This window comes from Novosphingobium capsulatum NBRC 12533, assembly GCF_001598375.1.
GTDB classification, from domain to species: Bacteria; Pseudomonadota; Alphaproteobacteria; order Sphingomonadales; family Sphingomonadaceae; genus Novosphingobium; species Novosphingobium capsulatum.
The window spans coordinates 16,167-32,739 of the sequence record NZ_BCYV01000032.1; the positions used below are offsets into that span (position 1 = coordinate 16,167).

A 16,573-nucleotide genomic window follows, 5' to 3' on the forward strand; every position below is an offset into this window, starting at 1 on the left:
GTGGGGGAACCATGCGAGGCAAGCTTATCCTGCTGGCATCGGCGCTGCTGGCGTCGACCACTCTTGTCGTACCGGCCGCGCAGGCCGCCGCCGATCCGCTGCTGCTGCAACAGCCGACGCTCTCGGCCACGCAGATCGCGTTTGTCTATGGCGGCGAAATCTGGGTGGTGCCGCGCAGCGGTGGCCGGGCGACGCGGCTGGTCACCGGGCAAGGCGCCTTGTCGGGGCCGGTGTTCTCTCCCGATGGCAGCCAGATCGCGTTTACCGGCCGCTATGACGGCAATACTGATGTCTATGTCGTTCCGGCGCAAGGGGGTGAGCCGCGCCGGTTGACCTGGCATCCCGGTGCCGACGTGGCGCTGGGCTGGTCGGCCGATGGCAAGCAGGTGCTGTTCCGCTCCCCGCGCATGGCCGTGCGCGATGCGCACCAGATGTACCTGGTTCCGGCCAGTGGCGGTGCGCCCGCGCCGGTGCCCTTGCCCTCGGGCGAGGAAGGTGCGTTTTCGCCCGACGGCACGCGCATCGCCTATTCCCCGATCGAGCAGTGGCAGCCGGCGTGGAAGCAGTATCGCGGCGGGCAGACCGCGCGCATCTGGGTGGCGCGCCTGGCGGATTCGGCCGTCACGCCGATCCCGCGCCCCAACAGCAACGATCGCAACCCGCTGTGGATCGGGGACAAGGTCTATTTCCTGTCCGACCGCGATGGCCCGGTCACGCTCTACAGCTATGATCCGGCCAGTGGGGCGGTCGCGCGGCTGATCGACAATTCCGCCGGGTTCGACATGGCCGCGATCGGCGCCGGCCCCGGCGGGGTGGTGATCGATCATTTCGGCAAGCTGGAAATCTATGACATCGCCAGCGGCACGGTCAGCCCGGTGCCGGTCACCATCGATGCCGACCTGCCGCAGCGCCGCGCCCATTTCGAAGAGATCAAGGCCGACAGCGTCAGCCATGCGCTGTTGAGCGAAACCGGCAAGCGCGTGATCATGGAAGTGCGCGGCGAGGTGCTCTCTGCCCCGGCCGAAAAGGGCGACGTGCGCAACATTACGCGTTCGCCCGGCGTGGCCGATCGCGATCCCGCGCCATCGCCCGATGGCACCAAGATTGCGTGGTTTTCCGATGAATCCGGCGAATATGCGCTGCACATCGGCGCGGCTGATGGCCTGGGCACGGTGCGCAAGATCGCGCTGGGGACGCCGCCCTCATTCTTCTACAACCCGCGCTGGTCGCCCGACAGCAAGAAGATCGTGTTCGAGGACAAGCGGCTGAACCTGTGGCTGATCGACCTTGCCGCCGGCGCCGCGCCGGTCAAGATCGATACCAACCTGTTCGATGCGCCCGGCAGCGGCTTTGACGCGGCGTGGTCGGCCGACAGCCAGTGGATCGTCTATACCCGCCAGCTGCCCAGCCATTTCCATGCCGCCTGGGTGCATTCGCTGGCCACCGGCAAGAACACGCAGGTGACCGACGGGTTGAGCGACGTGATCTCGCCCCGCTTCGACCACGGCGGTAAGTATCTCTACTTCGCCGCGACCACCGCCACGGGCCCAGCGGCCGGCTGGCTCGACATGTCGAGCATGGGCCGCGCGATCGATGGCGCGGCTTATGTCATGGTGCTGCGCAAGGACAGCGCATCGCCGATCGCGCCGGAAAGCGACGAGGAAAGCGCCGCCGATACCCTGCCGGGCCGCGACAAGCCGGGCAAGGCCAAGGCCAAGAAGACCGACGCTGGCGCCAGTGACGACAAGCCTGCCGATGCCAAGGACGAGGACAAGGATGGCGGTAAGGACGGGAAGGGCGGCAAGCCAACCCCGCCCGCCCCGGTGCGGATCGATTTCGAGGGACTCGATCAGCGCATCCTGGCGCTGCCGATCCCGCGCGCCAATATCGTGGAACTGCAAGCCGGCAAGGATGGCGTGGTCTATACCCTGACCATCCCGCCCGCCGCGACCGATGCCGATTACCTGGAAGGCGACGAGGCCGGCCCGCCGCGCACGCTGTTCCGTTTCGACCTCAAGGAGCGCAAGAACAAGGAACTGGCGCAAGGCGTTGTCGCCAATACCTTCTCCCTTTCGGCAGACGGCAGCAAGATGCTGCTGCAGCGCGGCGGCACCTGGCTGGTGGCCGATGCCGACAAGGAAGTGAAGGACGGCGAAAGCGCCAAGCCGATCAAGTTCGACGACGTGCGCGTGTGGGTCGATCCCCAGGCGGAATGGAAGCAGATCTATCACGAGGTCTGGCGGATCGAGCGCGACTTCCTCTACGATCCCAACCAACACGGCCTCGATCTGGCGCGGGCCGAGGCGCTCTATGCCCGCTTCCTGCCAGGCCTTGCCGCGCGGCAGGATCTCAACGTGCTGCTGGCGGAAATGACCGGGCACATCTCGGTTGGCCACACCTTCATCAACGGCGGTGACGTGCCCGAACAGCAAACCGCGCGCGGCGGCCTGCTCGGCGCCGATTACGAGGCGGTCGATGGGCGCTGGCGCATTGCCCGCGTGCTGCCGGGCGAGAACTGGAATCCCAAGCTGGTCGCCCCGCTCAGCCAGCCCGGCGTGGACGTGCACGCCGGGGAGTTCATCCTGGCGGTCAACGGCCGCCCGGTCGATACCCAGACGGAGATCGATCGCGCGCTGGATGGCACGGCCGGCAAGCAGACCGTGCTGACCGTGGCAAGCACGGCAGCGGGCGCGGGATCGCGCCAGGTTACCGTGGTGCCGATCGCCAATGAAGGCGCGTTGCGCCTGCGCAGCTGGATGGAAGGCAACCGCCGCACGGTCGACCGGCTGTCGGGCGGCAAGCTGGCCTATGTCTATGTGCCCGATACGGCCGCTGGCGGCTTTGCCAACTTCAACCGCTATTATTATGCCCAAGTCGGCAAGCAGGGCGCGGTGATCGACGAGCGGTTCAACCATGGCGGCCAGATTGCCGACTATATCGTCGATCAGTTGAAGCGCACGCCGCAGATGATCAACCACACCCGCGAAGGGGCTGACCAGATCGAGCCGGCCGCGGCGATCTTTGGCCCCAAGGTGATGATCATCAACGAAATGTCAGGCTCGGGCGGTGATGCCTTGCCGTGGCTGTTCCACAAGGAAGGCGTCGGCCCATTGGTGGGCAAGCGCACCTGGGGCGGGCTGGTCGGCATCGGTGGCTATCCCCAGCTGATCGACGGGGGCAGTGTCACCGCGCCGCGCTGGGCGATCTATGGCACCACCGGCCAGTGGGAAGTGGAAGGGATCGGCATTCCGCCCGATATCGAGGTGGAGCAGGACCCGGCGCTGATCCGGCAGGGTCATGATCCGCAGCTGGAACGCGCCGTGGCCGAGGCGATGGCCTTGCTCAAGGCCAATCCGCCGCAGCAGTTCCCCAAGCCGGCGCCGATCGTCAAGCATCCGGTACTGCCGCAGTAAGCGGGGGACATGTTAGAAAGGGGGGGCGAGCCTGGCTCGCCCCTTCTTTTTTGCGCCGGTTCAGGCTGCTTTGCGGGCGAGGATGCGGCCCGCCAGCGCATCGCCCGAAAGCCAGGCACCTTGCACGGTAGGCTCGGTCAGCCAATCGCCGCAGGCGCCCAGGCGCAGCATATCGTCCCACAGCGCGGTGCTGCCCGCGCCCACCGGCCGGGCAAAGCGCCAGCGATGGGCGCGCGCCACCAGCGGCTCGGGCAGGGCCATCCCGGCCAGATCGGCAAAGGCAGCAGCGATCTGGCCGATCACCTCTTCCGGCGTTTGTTCGAGATGCTGGCGCGACCAATCCGCGCTGGCCTGGATGACCCAGCAATCGGGCGCGCCCTGGGCCGGGCCAGGCCGACCCGGCTTGGCCGAATTGCGCGCCACCCAGGCGAGCGGGCCATCGCCACGCCACACCGTCCAGTCCAGCGGCAAGGGTTCGGCCCAGGCCATCATCGCCGTCCAGCAGGCCTGGGATGCGCTGCCGGCGGCGGCGCGGGCCATGGGAAAGGCGTGAAGCGAGAGCAGCGGCGCGGCCTGTTCGGCCGGCGTGGCCACGACCACCGCATCGAACGGGCCGCGCCGTTCGCCTTCGAGCACCAGCCACCAGTGGCGGCCATCATGGACCAGGCCCTTGACCAGGCATTCGAATGTCACGTCGTGGCGCTGTGCCAGATCGGCGACCAGGGCATTCATCCCCGGCACGCCGACATAGGCATCGGGGCCTGCATCCGGCCAGTGCGCGGCCACACCGCGCTCTGCCCATTCGGCCACCTGCCGGGCAAAGCCGGGCGTGGTGGCGGCGCAGAACTGCGCGCCATGATCGAACCGGGCCTGGCCCAGCGGCGTATCGATCCGCCGGGTGGACATGCGGCCGCCCGGCCCACGCCCTTTGTCAAACGCGCTGACCACGTGGCCGGCCCCCACCAGCCGGTCAGCGCAGGTCAGGCCAGCAAGCCCCGCCCCGATGATCCCGAAATGCAATGTCCCCTCCCGTCCGCGTCAGCCGCGGCCCATCAGCGACATCACCTCGCGGCGCGAGCTGGCGTCTTGCAGGAAGCAGCCGAGCATGCGGCTGGTGACCATGCCCACGCCCGGCGTGCACACGCCGCGCCCGGTCATGCAGCCGTGCTGCGCCTCGATCACTACGGCCACGCCCTGGGGCTGCAAATGGTCCCAGATGCACTGCGCCACTTCGGCGGTCAGGCGCTCCTGCACCTGAAGCCGGCGGGCATAGCCGTGCAGCACGCGGGCCAGCTTGGAAATGCCGACCACGCGGTTGTTGGGCAGGTAGGCGATCGAGGCCTTGCCGGTGATCGGCGCCATGTGGTGTTCGCAGTGCGACTGGAACGGGATATCGCGCAGCAGCACGATCTCGTCATAGCCGCCCACTTCCTCGAACGTCCGGGTGAGGTGCACGCTGGGGTCTTCGCGATAGCCCTGGCAATATTCCAGCCAGGCGCGGCCAACGCGCGCCGGCGTATCGATCAGGCCTTCGCGGCTGGGATCTTCGCCGGCAAAGCGCAGCAGCGTGCGGATCGCTTCCTGCACCGGCTCGGGCACGGCCGGCTTGGCCGCCGGGGCATGCTGGTGTGCGGTGTTGTCGTGGGCAGCGTGGTTGTGGCTGGCGTCGTCGCAACCGTCGTGGCTGTCTTGCGCGGAGGCGAAATCGAGAGTCATCAGGTTCATGGCGGAATTCTCCGGCCCGGGGAGGCTGCGCGCAGATGCGCATCAGAGCAAGACCGGGCATGCACTTCGGACTTGCAGTTGGCAGCGGGCCGCTACAACATGGCCGAAAGGACACTGGAGCGAAGCGCGCGCCGTGCCACATGAGGAAACATGCTGATATCCGAGATGATAACGGCAAGCCCGGTCGCTGCGGTCATCAGCAACCCCCGCTTGCCTGATAACCCGATCGTGGAATGCAATGCCGCGTTCGAAGCACTGACCGGCTATGAGCGGGACGAGATCATCGGCCGCAACTGCCGCTTCCTGCGCGGGCCAGGCACCGAGCCTGACCTGACGGCAGAGCTGCGCGCCGGCATCCGCGAAGGCCGGCCGGTCTTGGTCGAGATCATCAACTACAAGAAGGACGGCACGCCGTTCCGCAATGCCGTGATGGTCGCGCCGATCTTTGACGCCCAGGGGGAGCTGGAATATTTCCTTGGTTCCCAAGTCGATGTCAGCAAGGCGGCCGATCTCGAGGCCGGCAATACGGCTGGCGCCGCCCGCGCCCAGGCCGCGCGCGATGCCGTGGCACTGCTCTCGCCGCGCCAGCGCGAAATCCTGGTCCACATGGCCGCCGGCAAGCTCAACAAGCAGATCGCCTACGAGCTGGGCCTGTCGGAACGGACGGTGAAGATGCACCGCTCGTCCGTGATCCGCACCCTGGGCGTGCGCACCAGCGCTGACGCTATCCGCGTGGCGGTAGAAGCCGGGCTCTGATCCTGATTGCTGGTGTTGACGAGAGGCTCGCCCTTAAGGGCAAGCCTTTCGTTCAGCATTACATCAGCCGCCAGGTGATCGGCACGGTCAGCGTGGTCGGCCCGCCGGGAGGGGCCGGCAGGTTGCCGGCGCGGCGCGGCAGGGCCAGCGCTTCGCGATCGAGCGTGGCCGAGCCTGATCCACCGACCAGTTCGGTCTTTTCGATCGCGCCCACCGCGCTGATATAGACCTTCACCTTGGCGGTCCCTTCCTCGCCGCGCATCTGTGCGGTGGGCGGATAGGTCTGCTTGGAGGCGATGATGCGGGTGACCTGGCGCGACCAGTCGGCGCTTTGCGCATGGGCGGCGCCGGCCAGGCCGGCAGCGAAACAGGCAACGGCAAGGGCCGCGGCGCGCACACGGGAATGATGCATCGGGGGTGTCCTTCGTTGTCGAACAAGGGTGACGAAACAAGGGGCGTTGCAGCCGCAAGGATTCGCCTCGCCTCTGCAACGCTGCCGTTATCCCCGGCGCGGGGTTAGCATCGCCATGCGCCGCCCCTGCGGACAATTACGCAGGCTGCGCGTCAGAACTCGCTCCAGTCATCCACCGCCAGGTTGCCTGCGGCCGCCGCCCGGCCGGGAGCCGGACGCGCGGGCGGGGCGGCCGGTTCTTCCGGTGGCAGCGTCGCGAGAGCGAGTGAGGCCGGGCGCACGACAACTGGCGCTGGTTCGGCCGGCGGCATAGGCACCACGCGCGGCGCGGCCACAGGCGTGGCATCGCCACCGGCCAGGCGAAAGCGGCCCAGCTGTTCCATCAGGCTGTCGGTCTCGCTCGACAGGGTGCGCGTGCTGGCGGTGCTTTCCTCCACCATCGCTGCATTGCGCTGCGTGAACGAATCCATGTCTGACACCATGCGCGAGATTTCGCCGATGCCGTCGGCCTGCTTTTCGGCCGCTTCGGCAATTTCCTCGACCAGGCCCGAAACCGCGTTCACTTCGCCCACGATCTGGCGCAGCGCTTCGCCACTGCCTTCGACCAGGGCCACGCCGCCGGCGATCTGCTGTGAACTCGTGGTGATCAGGGTCTTGATATCTTTGGCCGCGTCGGCGCTGCGCTGGGCCAGGGCACGCACTTCCGATGCCACCACGGCAAAGCCCTTGCCGGCATCCCCGGCGCGCGCGGCCTCTACCCCGGCGTTAAGCGCGAGCAGGTTGGTCTGGAACGCGATGCCGTCGATCACGGCGATGATCTCGGCCATCTGGCGCGAGCTGTCCTCGATCGATCGCATGGCCCCCACCGCATCGTGGGCAATGGTTTCCACCTGGCCGGCGGTATCGCGCGCCACGCGCAGGCGGCCACTGGTCTGCCGCGCATTGTCGGCCGTGATCTTTACCGTGCCGGTAAATTCGTTGAGCGTGCGCGCGGTCTGCGCCAGGGCATTGGCCTGCTGTTCCGATCGGGCCGAGAGGTCTGATGAGGCGGCGGCGATTTCGTCGATGCCCAGCTTGATCGTGCGGCAGCCGGCCACGATGCGGCCCAGCACCTGGCTCATTTCACCCAGCGCGGCGTTGTAATCCAGGTGCAGCTTGCCCATCGCGCCATGGCCATTTTCCGCCACGCGGTGGGTCAGGTCTCCCTGCGCCAAGGCAGCAAGGCCGCCGCCGATCGCGCCAATGGTGACGTTGGCTTCTTCGGCGCGGGCCTGCTCTTCGCGCGCGCGCTGCACGTCGCGGGCGAACAGCGCCTTGAACCCGTCGAGCGCGCGGGCCAGCTGGCCCAGTTCGTCTGCACGGGCCAGGCCCGGCACGTCGATCGTGATATCGCCGGCGGCCAGGCGATCCACCGCCGCGCTCATCCTTTTGACCGGCCGCGCCACCGTGGCCATCAGCACCACCAGCATGAACACCGCCACCACCAGCGCGGCGACGGCTGCCCCCACCATGAAGCGCTGGGCCGAGGTGTAGATGGTTGCGCTCTGTTCCGAAATCGCCCCGGCGCCCTTGGCGTTGAGATCGATCAGCTGCAGCACCAGGTCTTCCAGCGCGTAATAGTGATCGAGCGATTCGGCATTAAGCGCGGCATGGGCGGCGGCAGGATCGCTTTGCGCCACGGTGATCAGGCGATCGGTATCGGCGGTGAAATCGCGCCAGCCCGCCTCGAACTGGTCGAGCAGCGCCTTTTGTTGCGGCGTGGCGATCTCGCTGCGGTAATCGGCAATGGTTTTGTCGATCACCACTTGCGCGTTGCGCGCCAGCTTGGCCGAGCGCGGCCCGGGGGTATAGACCACCTCGGCCTGCTTGATGCGGTATTGTGAGAGATAGCTGTGCAGATCACCCAGCGATTGCGAGGCCGGCAGCCAGCGCTCGCGCATTTCGGTGGCGATCGCGTTCACCTCGCCGATGCGGTTGACGCCCACGACGCTGATCGCGGCCATCACCGCCAGCAGCACGGCAAAGGCTGACATCAGCTTGGCAGAGATATTGAAACGAAGCATGGCGGCTGGCTCCGGCGGTTTGCGGCAATCGCCGGAAAGCTAGAGCGGGGGCCTTCACGGATCGGTAACCATACCCCTGTGGATCGTTGCTATCGCGGCGTTAACCATGCCGTGCATCGGGCCATTTACCGGCCCGGCCCTGATCGGGCAGGATGCCGGGATGAAGATCCGATTCGCCGTGATGGCGCTTGCCGCCGCAAATCTCGCCTGTGCCTCTGCTGCCCTCGCCGCCCCCGCGCGCAAGGCCGCCCCGGCCAGGGTTGCACCCGCCCCGGCGCCGGTGCCCGATGTCGCGACCGTGGCCCTGGTGACCGACCAGGGCACCATCGTGGTGGAACTTGATGGCAAGCATGCCCCGATCAGCGTGGGCAACTTCCTGCATTACGTCGATGCCAAGCGCTATGACGGGATGACGTTCTATCGCGCCATGCACCTTGCCTGGGGGCAGCAGCCCAATGGCCTGCTGCAGGGCGGCATCCGCGATGCGGCCAAGCTGTTCAAGCCGGTGGCCCATGAACCGACCAGCCAGACCGGCATCCTGCACAAGGCCGGCACGCTGTCGCTGGCGCGGCTGGCGCCGGGCACGGCGACCTCGGATTTCTCCATCCTGTTGTCAGACATGCCCGGCCTCGATGCCGATCCGGCCAATGCCGATCCCGATCGGCAGCTGGGCTATGCTGCGTTCGGCCACGTGGTTGCGGGCATGGATGTGGTGCGCAAGATCTGGGACATGCCGATTTCGCCGACGATGGGCGAAGGCGCGATGCGCGGGCAGATGCTGGCCCAGCCGGTGAAAGTGATCACCGCGCGCCGCGTGGCGAACCAGACGCCCGCGCCGACGCCTGCGCCAGCGCCAGCGCCCACAACGACACCCTGATCAATTGGGGCAGGCTACCGCCGCGCTCTGGCTGCGGCGAAACAGCACCACGCGATAGAAGAACGCGTCGCTGCCAAAAGCCTGGTTCGGCCCGGCAACGATGTCGAGCCGATCCCCCTTCGCCAGGTCCACCGGCACCGGGCCTGGTTGCAGACCGCTGGTCAGCACGCCCTGCCACAGCGCCTTGCCGTTGCGCAGCACGGTGAGGTCGACCCCGTCCCCGGCCGGCGCCTTGGCAAAGCAGCCGCGCAGGTCCAGCGCCTGGGCTGCCGGCGCGGTATAGCGCCACACCGCGCGCAATGGCGCAGCGGCATCGCCGGCCGGTGCGGCGCTGGTGGCGTTGATGCGCAGCGGCTTGCTGAACTTGTTGCCGAAATAGCCGGTCCAGGTATCGTCCAGCCAATCGAGCGCCGTGTCGCTGCCCGCGCGGTTGCGCACGAAATAGCGCCAGGCCGGCGTGCCCCAGCCCAGCAGGGTATCGGCCACCACGGCCGAGGCGCCCAGCGTATAGCCCGTGCCGACCAGCACGATCGGCTGATCGCCGATCATCGGCGTGGCCAGCGCCTGCCCCGTGGGGCCATAGGCCCGCGTGCCGCTGCCCAGTACCAGCCCGCGCGGGGCGCCCCAGATCACCGTGGTATCGCTGCCCAGGCGATAGGCGAACAGCAGCGGATCGCCCAGATCCAGCCGCAACGGGCGCCCCTTGGGCAGGACGTTGGCCTGCAGAAAGCGGAACGCGCGGCCCTGGTCCTTGATCGCGGTGCCGGCAAACAGCCCCATGGTGGGAAACCCGCCCTGGTCGATCAGGGCGTACCAACTCGCCTGTCCCACGCCACCGGCGGCCAGCATCGTGGCCTGCTTGACCAGCTCGCCTGCCGCCGTGGCCTGGTCGCTGGTGGCGAGGCCAAATTCGGTGGCCCAGACCGGCACGCGCTGCCCGGCGCCGTCCATGGCGGCGGTCAGTTGCGCCAGTTCCACGTCCACCCCTTCGGCGCGGTTGCGATAGGGATGCACGGCAAGGCCATCGACCTGCGCGAGCAGCCCGGCGGCAAACAGCGGGCGCAGGAAACCCGTGCCGATCATGTTGGTCGATCCACCCAGCAGCGCCGGGTTGCCGCCCAGCCGCGCATGGGCCGCTGCGGCAATCCGCACATAGGCGGCCACGCTGTCGATCCCAGCGGCAAAGACCATGGCGCGGCTGCCGTTGATCTCGTTGCCCAGCTCGATCGCGGCCAGGCAGTTGCCGAACTTGTCCTTCAGCGCGCCCAGATAGGCGGCAAACGCCGTGCGGCCCTGTTCTGAAGAGACCCACAGGCCGTTGTCATACAGCGGGTTGGCAGGAATCTCCGTCAGGATCAGGCGCCGCCCGGCCTGGCACGCCGCCATCAGGTTCTGCGCCGCCGCGCTGTCCAGGGTGTAGCGCCCCTTGGCTGTCTCCCCCGCCGCCCAGGGCAGCGAATCGCGCAACAGCGGCGCTTGCGCCTGTGCCGCCAGATCGCCCACCCCGGCTGGCCAGCCCTGGCTGAAATGGGTTTGCGCACCCAGCAGCAGGGACGCGCCCACGGCAGGCGCTGCCGCCTTGGCCGCGCTTGACGTTGCGGCCGCAGGGGCCACGCCGCCGGCGCTGCTTGCCAGCGTTACCGGCGCAGCGCCTGGCGTGGCGCTGGCCGAAGAGGTGGCCTTGCCCGTGGTGATGATCACCGTCGCCGCCAGGGCGGGGGCCGCCACAATGCCGGCCGTGACCAGCAGCGACTGGCGAAACCGGGTGTTCTTAATAAGCGCCATTAGCGGCCGTCCTGCACGTTGCCAGCAACAGGCGGCAGGGATTCGCCACCCGAGAGGCACAGTCTTGCCGCAATCGTTTAACATGGCCGCTCCAGACGCGGTTGACGCCGGCGCAGTCTTCGTTGCCAGGAACATATTGGCTATTAGGGGGAAATGCGTAGCGGAGCCGTGCTCCGAAACCCCCGTGCCGCGGTTGGCAGCGCCAGCCGCCCATGCCACAACCGGGCAGGTCTCTGCTGTCGAGGGAAGCGCTACCGATGAAAGCTCTCGTCCCGCTGGCTCTGCTCATCGCCGCGCCGGCCATGGCGCAATCGTCCGGGCCACCGCCCCAGGTCGACGCGGCCATGTCCCTGCTCGACCAGGGGCATTACCTTACGGCGCGCGACAAACTGGCCAAGCTGGCGTTCGATCCGCAGGGGCGGGTGAAAGACGAATATGCCTATCAGATGTGGCAGCAAGAAAGCGTCATGGTGACTGGCGAACTCGACTTGGCAACGCTGGATCGGGCGCATTCAGCCCCATTGATCCAGCGCGACTGGATCGCGCGCGTTCAGCAGGCGGTTGCCCACGATGCCCTTGCCGAAATCGCCAGGCGGGCGAAAGACACCCGCATCGTCATCCTGAACGAAGCGCACAGCAGCCCGCGCGATCGCATGTTCGCCTTGCAGGTGGCCCGCGCCCTGCGTCCTTTGGGCTACGGCGTCCTGGCGGCGGAGGCGTTCTACAACGACCCGGCTGGAAAGATCATGGCGCGGCTCAGGCACGATGGCTTTGTCCGCCGTGGAACCGGCTTTTACACCCTTGACCCAGTCTATGCGCGGTTCGTCCGCACCGCGCTCGCCATGGGTTATACTCCCGCCGCCTATGAGCAGACCGAGGAACAATCTGCCGCCGCCCATCCTGCGGATCGGCAGGCCAACATCGTGGCGCGTGAACAGGCTCAGGCCGAAAATCTGGCGGCATTGATGGCACGCTTTCCGAGCCAGAAGGTGTTGATCTATGTCGGGCATAGCCATGTCGCCGAAGCCGCCATCGACGAGACCGGCGAAGGCAATCCCAAGATTGACTGGATGGCGGCGCGGCTCAAACGCATGACCGGTATCGATCCCTTGACGATCGATCAGGCTACGGTGACCGACCTTGATGCCGGCGCGCGCCCGGCGCAGGTGGCGGCAGCGCGCCTGTTGGGTAGGCGGCCTGGCATCTTGTTCGAACAGGGCAAGCCACTGGTGCTGGGCCAATATGCCGGCGCGGTGGACCTTCAGGTGATCCATCCTGCCCGGCGCTACCGCTTTGGCCGCCCGGCATGGCTTGCGGCCTCGGGCGCGAGACCGGTTCCGGTTCCTGCCGCGTTCAGGCCCCGGCATGGCCGCTGCCTTGTCCAGGCTTTCCCCGCTGGCGCGTCCGCTGATGCGGTGCCGCTGGATCAGGTGATGATCACGGCGGGGGAACGGGCACCGGCTTTGCTGTTGCCGGCAAGGCCGATGCGGTTTTTCAGGCAGTGCGTGCAGTTGGGAGGAAAGTAAAATCTGCCATCGCGAATAAATTACCACTGAATATTATCTGTAATAGGTATTTATAATTCTGAAATGGCGAGGGAGTGAATGATATTATGCAAATTGGCTTTGAATTATATCATTGCTGAATTTTGAAATTTTCACTTGATTTTTTTGTAGAAATTCTGCATAGGCTGCGCATCGCCCCCCGTCATGATGCAAAATCTTGGATGCAATCGGCGCCTGAGAGACCATCGTGCTCCCGCATCTGGCAGGAGAACGGCCGTGGACCTCAATCATCTTCTTTTTCAGCATCAGGTTGCGGTGATGGATGCCCAGACGCGGCAGGACCATCGCGCCGGCAGCCGCTATGATCTCGTGCGGCATTATGAAACCCGCATTGCGCGGCTGCGCCAGAAGCTGGGCGTGGCAGCCTATCCGGAATGGTGCACGCTGCCTGCGGCCGGGTCAGCCGCTGCCGCCTGAGGCAGGCTGACGGGACAGCACGTCACCCATTTTTCGGCCCCGCTTCCTTCCGCCTGTGCACCACGCACGGGCGAGTGATCAACCGGCGCCCCCCGCCTCCCCCCTGCACGAGGTTTTCCCATGACAACCATCACCACCACGCGCGCGCTCAACCTGTCGATCGACGAGGGCGATGCCGCCAAGCGGTGCAAGGCCAATGCCCTGCGCATCAGTTCGATCGAGCCGCTCAAGTCTGGCGGCACGCATCTGGTGTTCGTGACGATCGAGGATGCCGACAAGGCCCGCATCCTGTTCAAGTCATCGCTGGCCACCGGCCGCGTCGTGCGCTTCCCGTTCATGGGTGCATCGACGCGCCACCTCTATTGATTCTGGCTGCCTGAGCGGGGCAGGGTTGCCAACCCTTCCTCTACCACGTCACCCACCCGCGCCAGGTCTGCCGCGCTGATGCAATAGGGCGGCAGGACATAGACGGTATTGCCCAGCGGGCGCAGCAAGACGCCGTTGTCGCGGGCGAAGGCCATCAGGTGCGGCGCCAGGGCGGAAAGATAGCCGCCATCGGGCGTGGCGAAATCCACGGCGATGATCGTGCCGCAGCGGCGCGGATGTTGCGCGCCGGGCAGCGCGGCCAGGCGATCGAGCAGCGCCTGCTGGTTCTGCCCCAGGGCATCGATGCGCGCCTGCACCGGCTCTTCACGCCACATCGCCAGGTTTTCCACCGCCGCTGCGCAGGCGATCGGGTTCGCGGTATAGCTGGACGAGTGGTAGAACAGCTTGGCCCGGTCGGTTGACCAGTGCGCGGCAAAGATCGGCTCTTGCGCCACGGTGACGGCCAGCGGCATCGATCCGCCGGTCAGGCCCTTGGCCAGGCACAGGATATCGGGCACCACGCCGGCCTGGTTGCACGCCAGCAGGGTTCCGGTGCGGCCAAACCCGGTCATCACCTCGTCGGCAATGAACAGCACGCCATTGCGGCGGCACACCTCGGCCATCGCGGCCAGCACGGCGGGCGGGTAGAACAGCATGCCGCCTGCGCCGAGCACCAGCGGTTCCACGATCAGCGCAGCCGGGTTTTCGCGGCAGGCGGCTTCCAGGGCATCGATCGTGTTGGCGCCATCGCCGATTGGAAACGGAATCGTGCCCACATCGAACAGCAGCGGCGCATAGGCCGCGTTATAAACGCCGCGTTCCCCCACCGACATCGTGCCGATGGTATCGCCGTGATAGGAATGCTCCATCACCAGGATGCGATGGCGCGCCTCGCCACGGTTGGCCCAAAAGCCCAGCGCCATTTTCAGCGCCACTTCCACGCAAGTGCTGCCGCTGTCGGAAAAGAACACGCGGGTCAGCGCTTCGGGCAGCATGGCGACAAGGCCACGCGCCACGTCTTCGGCCGGTTGATGCGTCCAGCCGGCAAAGATCACCTGGTCCAGCCGTTCGGTCTGGGCGCGGATTGCGGCCATGATGCGCGGGTTGTTGTGGCCATGCGTGGTCACCCACCACGACGAGATCGCATCGATCACGCGGCTGCCGTCTTCCAGGATCAGCGCCGCCCCTTCGCCGCGCGCCACCTTGGGAATGGGCAGGCCCAGCCCGTGCTGCCAGAACGGATGCCAGACGGGCGAGCCGGTCATGCGAAATCCTCCAGCGCAAAGCCGCGGGCAAAGGCGGCGGCCAGGGTTTCCGGGGTAAGCGGATCGAGCGGGTCGAGCCGGCCCAGGCGGCGCACCTTGCCCATCGCGGCGATGGTCTGTTCGTTGTCTGCGTTCTCGGCACCGACGAAGGCGATACCGTGGATCGGCACGCCGCGCGCGCGCAGCGCTTCGAGCGTCAGCAGGCTGTGGTTGATGGTGCCCAGCGCCGTGCGCGCCACCACGATCACCGGCAGGTTCCACCAGGCAAACAGATCGGCATAGAGCGTGCCGCGCGTGATCGGCACCAGCGCGCCGCCGGCGCCCTCTACCACCAGGCGTTCATGATCGGGCGGGGAAAGCCGCGCCGGATCGATCTGCAAGCCGTCAAGCTCTGCCGCGCGGTGGGGCGAGAGCGGCTCGGTCAGGCGATAGGCTTCGGGCAGGATCAAGTCAGGCGGCAATTGCGCCAGCGCGGCCACGGCATCGCGGTCTGCCCCGTCATCCAGGCCGGATTGCACCGGCTTCCAGTAATGCGCGCGCAGCGCACCGGCGAGGGCGGCACTGAACACGGTCTTGCCGATGCCGGTATCGGTTCCGGTCACGACATAACGGGTCATCACAGGATCTCCTCAAGGGTGGCGGCCAGCGCATCGACATCGGCCGGGGTGGCGTTGAGCGTTAGCGAAATGCGCAGGCGGCTGGTGCCGGCGGGCACGGTGGGCGGGCGAATGCCGCGCACGTCAAACCCGGCGACCTGCAGCCGTGCGGCCGTGGCCATGGTGCGCGCGTCATCGCCCAGGATCAGTGGCATGACCTGGCTGCCGCTGACGCTGGCGCCCAGCGGGCCCAGCCGGCGTGCGGCATGGTCGATCAGCGTGGACAGTGCGGCGCGGCGCTCTGGCTCGTCGGCGCAGATGCGCAAGGCCTCGCGCACCGCGCTGGCCATCAGCGGGCTGGGGGCGGTGGAAAAGATGAACGGGCGGCCACGGTTGACCAGGAAATCGCGCACCACGCGCGGGCCGCATACCAGCGCCCCTTCGCAGCCTAGCGCCTTGCCACAGGTGCGCAGCACGATCACATCGGCGCGTCCGTCGAGATGCGCGGCCAGGCCACGCCCATCGGGGCCGAACACGCCGGTGGCGTGCGCCTCGTCGATCACCAGGATCGCGCCATGGCGCTGCGCCACAGCGGCAAGATCATCCAGCGGGGCGCGGTCACCATCCATCGAATAGAGGCTTTCGACGCAGAGCCACAGGCGCCCGGTATGGCCCTGCGCGCGCCATTGCGCCGCCAGCGTGGCAAAGGCATCGGCGTCGTTGTGCGCCGCCATCGCCGTGCGCGCCCGGGTCAGCCGCAGGCCTTCGTGGACCGAGGCGTGGATCAGTTCGTCATAGATCACCAGGTCTTCGCGCTGGGGCAGGGTGGCAATCAACGCCACGTTGCCGGCATAGCCGGCGCTGAACCACAGCGTGCTTTCGCAGCCGAAGAAGGCGGCGGCTTCTGCCTCCAGCGCCTCGTGCTCGGGATCGTTGCCGCGCAGCAGGCGCGATCCGCCCGACCCCACCGCCACGCCGCGCGCCAGGGCATCGGCCACGGCAGCGCGCAGGCGCGGGGCTTGCGCCAGGCCGAGATAATCGTTGCTGGCAAAATCCACGCCGGCGCGCGGGGCCAGCGTGCGCAGGCGGGCGCGCGCCTGCAACCCCGCCAGATCGGCGGACTGGGCCTGCCACAGATCCGTGGCGCTCACGCTGTCCATGCGATCAGGCCGCGCAGCCGCCCGAGCAGCCGCCAACGGCTTTCATCGCGCGCAGCGGCTCTTCGCCTTCCATGGGCCTCAGGCCCAGGCGCGCAAACATCGCCGCGTCGCTGTCGTCGCCGGCATTGGGCGCGGTCAGCAGCTTGTCGCCGGTGAAGATCGAGTTGGCGCCC

General features: G+C 67.4%; 14 protein-coding genes and 1 pseudogene. 6 read left to right on the forward strand and 9 right to left on the reverse strand.

The features are described from left to right. Positions 1 to 11 precede the first annotated feature (11 nt). The gene (locus SCA01S_RS20280; RefSeq protein WP_062788545.1) at positions 12 to 3,413 is read left to right on the forward strand and encodes a S41 family peptidase; all 3,402 of its coding nucleotides are present in this window, start codon (positions 12 to 14) and stop codon (positions 3,411 to 3,413) included. Positions 3,414 to 3,473: 60 nt separating this feature from the next. Here SCA01S_RS20280 and SCA01S_RS20285 read toward each other — a convergent pair whose 3' ends face one another. Together SCA01S_RS20285 and folE are read right to left on the reverse strand one after the other, a co-directional pair. Beyond that, positions 3,474 to 4,433 (reverse strand): NAD(P)/FAD-dependent oxidoreductase, encoded by a 960-nt coding sequence (locus tag SCA01S_RS20285; RefSeq protein WP_062788547.1) that lies wholly within the window; start codon positions 4,431 to 4,433, stop codon positions 3,474 to 3,476. A gap of 18 nt (positions 4,434 to 4,451) precedes the next feature. Further along, positions 4,452 to 5,138 (reverse strand): GTP cyclohydrolase I FolE, encoded by a 687-nt coding sequence (folE, locus tag SCA01S_RS20290; protein ID WP_231627709.1) that lies wholly within the window; start codon positions 5,136 to 5,138, stop codon positions 4,452 to 4,454. 150 nt (positions 5,139 to 5,288) lie between these two features. On the opposite strand from folE, the gene SCA01S_RS20295 reads away from it, so the two are divergent. Continuing rightward, entirely contained in the window at positions 5,289 to 5,894 is a 606-nt protein-coding gene (locus tag SCA01S_RS20295) for a PAS domain-containing protein (protein ID WP_022677006.1), read from the forward strand. A 58-nt stretch (positions 5,895 to 5,952) separates the two neighbouring features. Here SCA01S_RS20295 and SCA01S_RS20300 read toward each other — a convergent pair whose 3' ends face one another. Both SCA01S_RS20300 and SCA01S_RS20305 read right to left on the reverse strand, forming a co-directional pair. Beyond that, a complete protein-coding gene (locus SCA01S_RS20300; protein WP_157089066.1) occupies positions 5,953 to 6,306 on the reverse strand; it encodes an energy transducer TonB in 354 nt (117 codons plus the stop codon). A 152-nt stretch (positions 6,307 to 6,458) separates the two neighbouring features. Further along, a complete protein-coding gene (locus SCA01S_RS20305) occupies positions 6,459 to 8,369 on the reverse strand; it encodes a methyl-accepting chemotaxis protein (protein ID WP_062788549.1) in 1,911 nt (636 codons plus the stop codon). 160 nt (positions 8,370 to 8,529) lie between these two features. Between SCA01S_RS20305 and SCA01S_RS20310 the strand changes: the two genes are divergently transcribed. Further along, positions 8,530 to 9,246, forward strand: coding sequence for a peptidylprolyl isomerase (locus tag SCA01S_RS20310; RefSeq protein WP_062788563.1), 717 nt, complete (start codon positions 8,530 to 8,532; stop codon positions 9,244 to 9,246). Here the strand turns inward: SCA01S_RS20310 and SCA01S_RS20315 are convergent, their stop codons facing one another. Continuing rightward, positions 9,247 to 11,031, reverse strand: a complete 1,785-nt coding sequence (locus SCA01S_RS20315; protein ID WP_062788551.1) for a hypothetical protein — start codon at positions 11,029 to 11,031, stop codon at positions 9,247 to 9,249. Positions 11,032 to 11,288: 257 nt separating this feature from the next. Here SCA01S_RS20315 and SCA01S_RS20320 point away from each other — a divergent pair, with 257 nt between their 5' ends. From SCA01S_RS20320 to SCA01S_RS20330, 3 genes are all read left to right on the forward strand, one after another. Then, the gene (locus SCA01S_RS20320) at positions 11,289 to 12,557 is read left to right on the forward strand and encodes a hypothetical protein (protein ID WP_062788553.1); all 1,269 of its coding nucleotides are present in this window, start codon (positions 11,289 to 11,291) and stop codon (positions 12,555 to 12,557) included. Positions 12,558 to 12,812: 255 nt separating this feature from the next. Then, the gene (locus tag SCA01S_RS20325) at positions 12,813 to 13,013 is read left to right on the forward strand and encodes a hypothetical protein (protein ID WP_022677012.1); all 201 of its coding nucleotides are present in this window, start codon (positions 12,813 to 12,815) and stop codon (positions 13,011 to 13,013) included. A gap of 120 nt (positions 13,014 to 13,133) precedes the next feature. Then, entirely contained in the window at positions 13,134 to 13,379 is a 246-nt protein-coding gene (locus SCA01S_RS20330; protein ID WP_022677013.1) for a hypothetical protein, read from the forward strand. On the opposite strand, the gene SCA01S_RS20335 is transcribed toward SCA01S_RS20330, so the two are convergent. From SCA01S_RS20335 to SCA01S_RS22900, 4 genes and pseudogenes are all read right to left on the reverse strand, one after another. After that, entirely contained in the window at positions 13,373 to 14,644 is a 1,272-nt protein-coding gene (locus tag SCA01S_RS20335; RefSeq protein WP_062788555.1) for an adenosylmethionine--8-amino-7-oxononanoate transaminase, read from the reverse strand. The two genes, SCA01S_RS20330 and SCA01S_RS20335, sit on opposite strands and share 7 nt — an antisense overlap. Then, positions 14,641 to 15,261, reverse strand: a complete 621-nt coding sequence (gene bioD, locus SCA01S_RS20340; protein WP_062788557.1) for a dethiobiotin synthase — start codon at positions 15,259 to 15,261, stop codon at positions 14,641 to 14,643. The genes SCA01S_RS20335 and bioD overlap by 4 nt, the downstream gene beginning before the upstream one ends. Continuing rightward, a complete protein-coding gene (locus SCA01S_RS20345; protein ID WP_062788559.1) occupies positions 15,261 to 16,400 on the reverse strand; it encodes an 8-amino-7-oxononanoate synthase in 1,140 nt (379 codons plus the stop codon). Before SCA01S_RS20345 ends, bioD begins: the two co-directional genes overlap by 1 nt. Positions 16,401 to 16,404: 4 nt before the next feature. Continuing rightward, positions 16,405 to 16,573, reverse strand: a pseudogene (locus SCA01S_RS22900) (biotin synthase BioB); the annotation flags it as partial.

Excerpts from the sequence above, each read along its gene's own strand:
- SCA01S_RS20320 (WP_062788553.1), top strand. The coding sequence starts at position 11,289 with ATGAAAGCTCTCGTCCCGCTGGCTCTGCTCATCGCCGCGCCGGCCATG.
- SCA01S_RS20345 (WP_062788559.1), bottom strand. The coding sequence starts at position 16,400 with ATGGACAGCGTGAGCGCCACGGATCTGTGGCAGGCCCAGTCCGCCGAT.
- SCA01S_RS20315 (WP_062788551.1), bottom strand. The coding sequence starts at position 11,031 with ATGGCGCTTATTAAGAACACCCGGTTTCGCCAGTCGCTGCTGGTCACG.
- bioD (WP_062788557.1), bottom strand. The coding sequence starts at position 15,261 with ATGACCCGTTATGTCGTGACCGGAACCGATACCGGCATCGGCAAGACC.
- SCA01S_RS20310 (WP_062788563.1), top strand. The coding sequence starts at position 8,530 with ATGAAGATCCGATTCGCCGTGATGGCGCTTGCCGCCGCAAATCTCGCC.
- SCA01S_RS20300 (WP_157089066.1), bottom strand. The coding sequence starts at position 6,306 with ATGCATCATTCCCGTGTGCGCGCCGCGGCCCTTGCCGTTGCCTGTTTC.
- SCA01S_RS20335 (WP_062788555.1), bottom strand. The coding sequence starts at position 14,644 with ATGACCGGCTCGCCCGTCTGGCATCCGTTCTGGCAGCACGGGCTGGGC.
- SCA01S_RS20295 (WP_022677006.1), top strand. The coding sequence starts at position 5,289 with ATGCTGATATCCGAGATGATAACGGCAAGCCCGGTCGCTGCGGTCATC.
- folE (WP_231627709.1), bottom strand. The coding sequence starts at position 5,138 with ATGAACCTGATGACTCTCGATTTCGCCTCCGCGCAAGACAGCCACGAC.
- SCA01S_RS20305 (WP_062788549.1), bottom strand. The coding sequence starts at position 8,369 with ATGCTTCGTTTCAATATCTCTGCCAAGCTGATGTCAGCCTTTGCCGTG.
- SCA01S_RS20280 (WP_062788545.1), top strand. The coding sequence starts at position 12 with ATGCGAGGCAAGCTTATCCTGCTGGCATCGGCGCTGCTGGCGTCGACC.
- SCA01S_RS20330 (WP_022677013.1), top strand. The coding sequence starts at position 13,134 with ATGACAACCATCACCACCACGCGCGCGCTCAACCTGTCGATCGACGAG.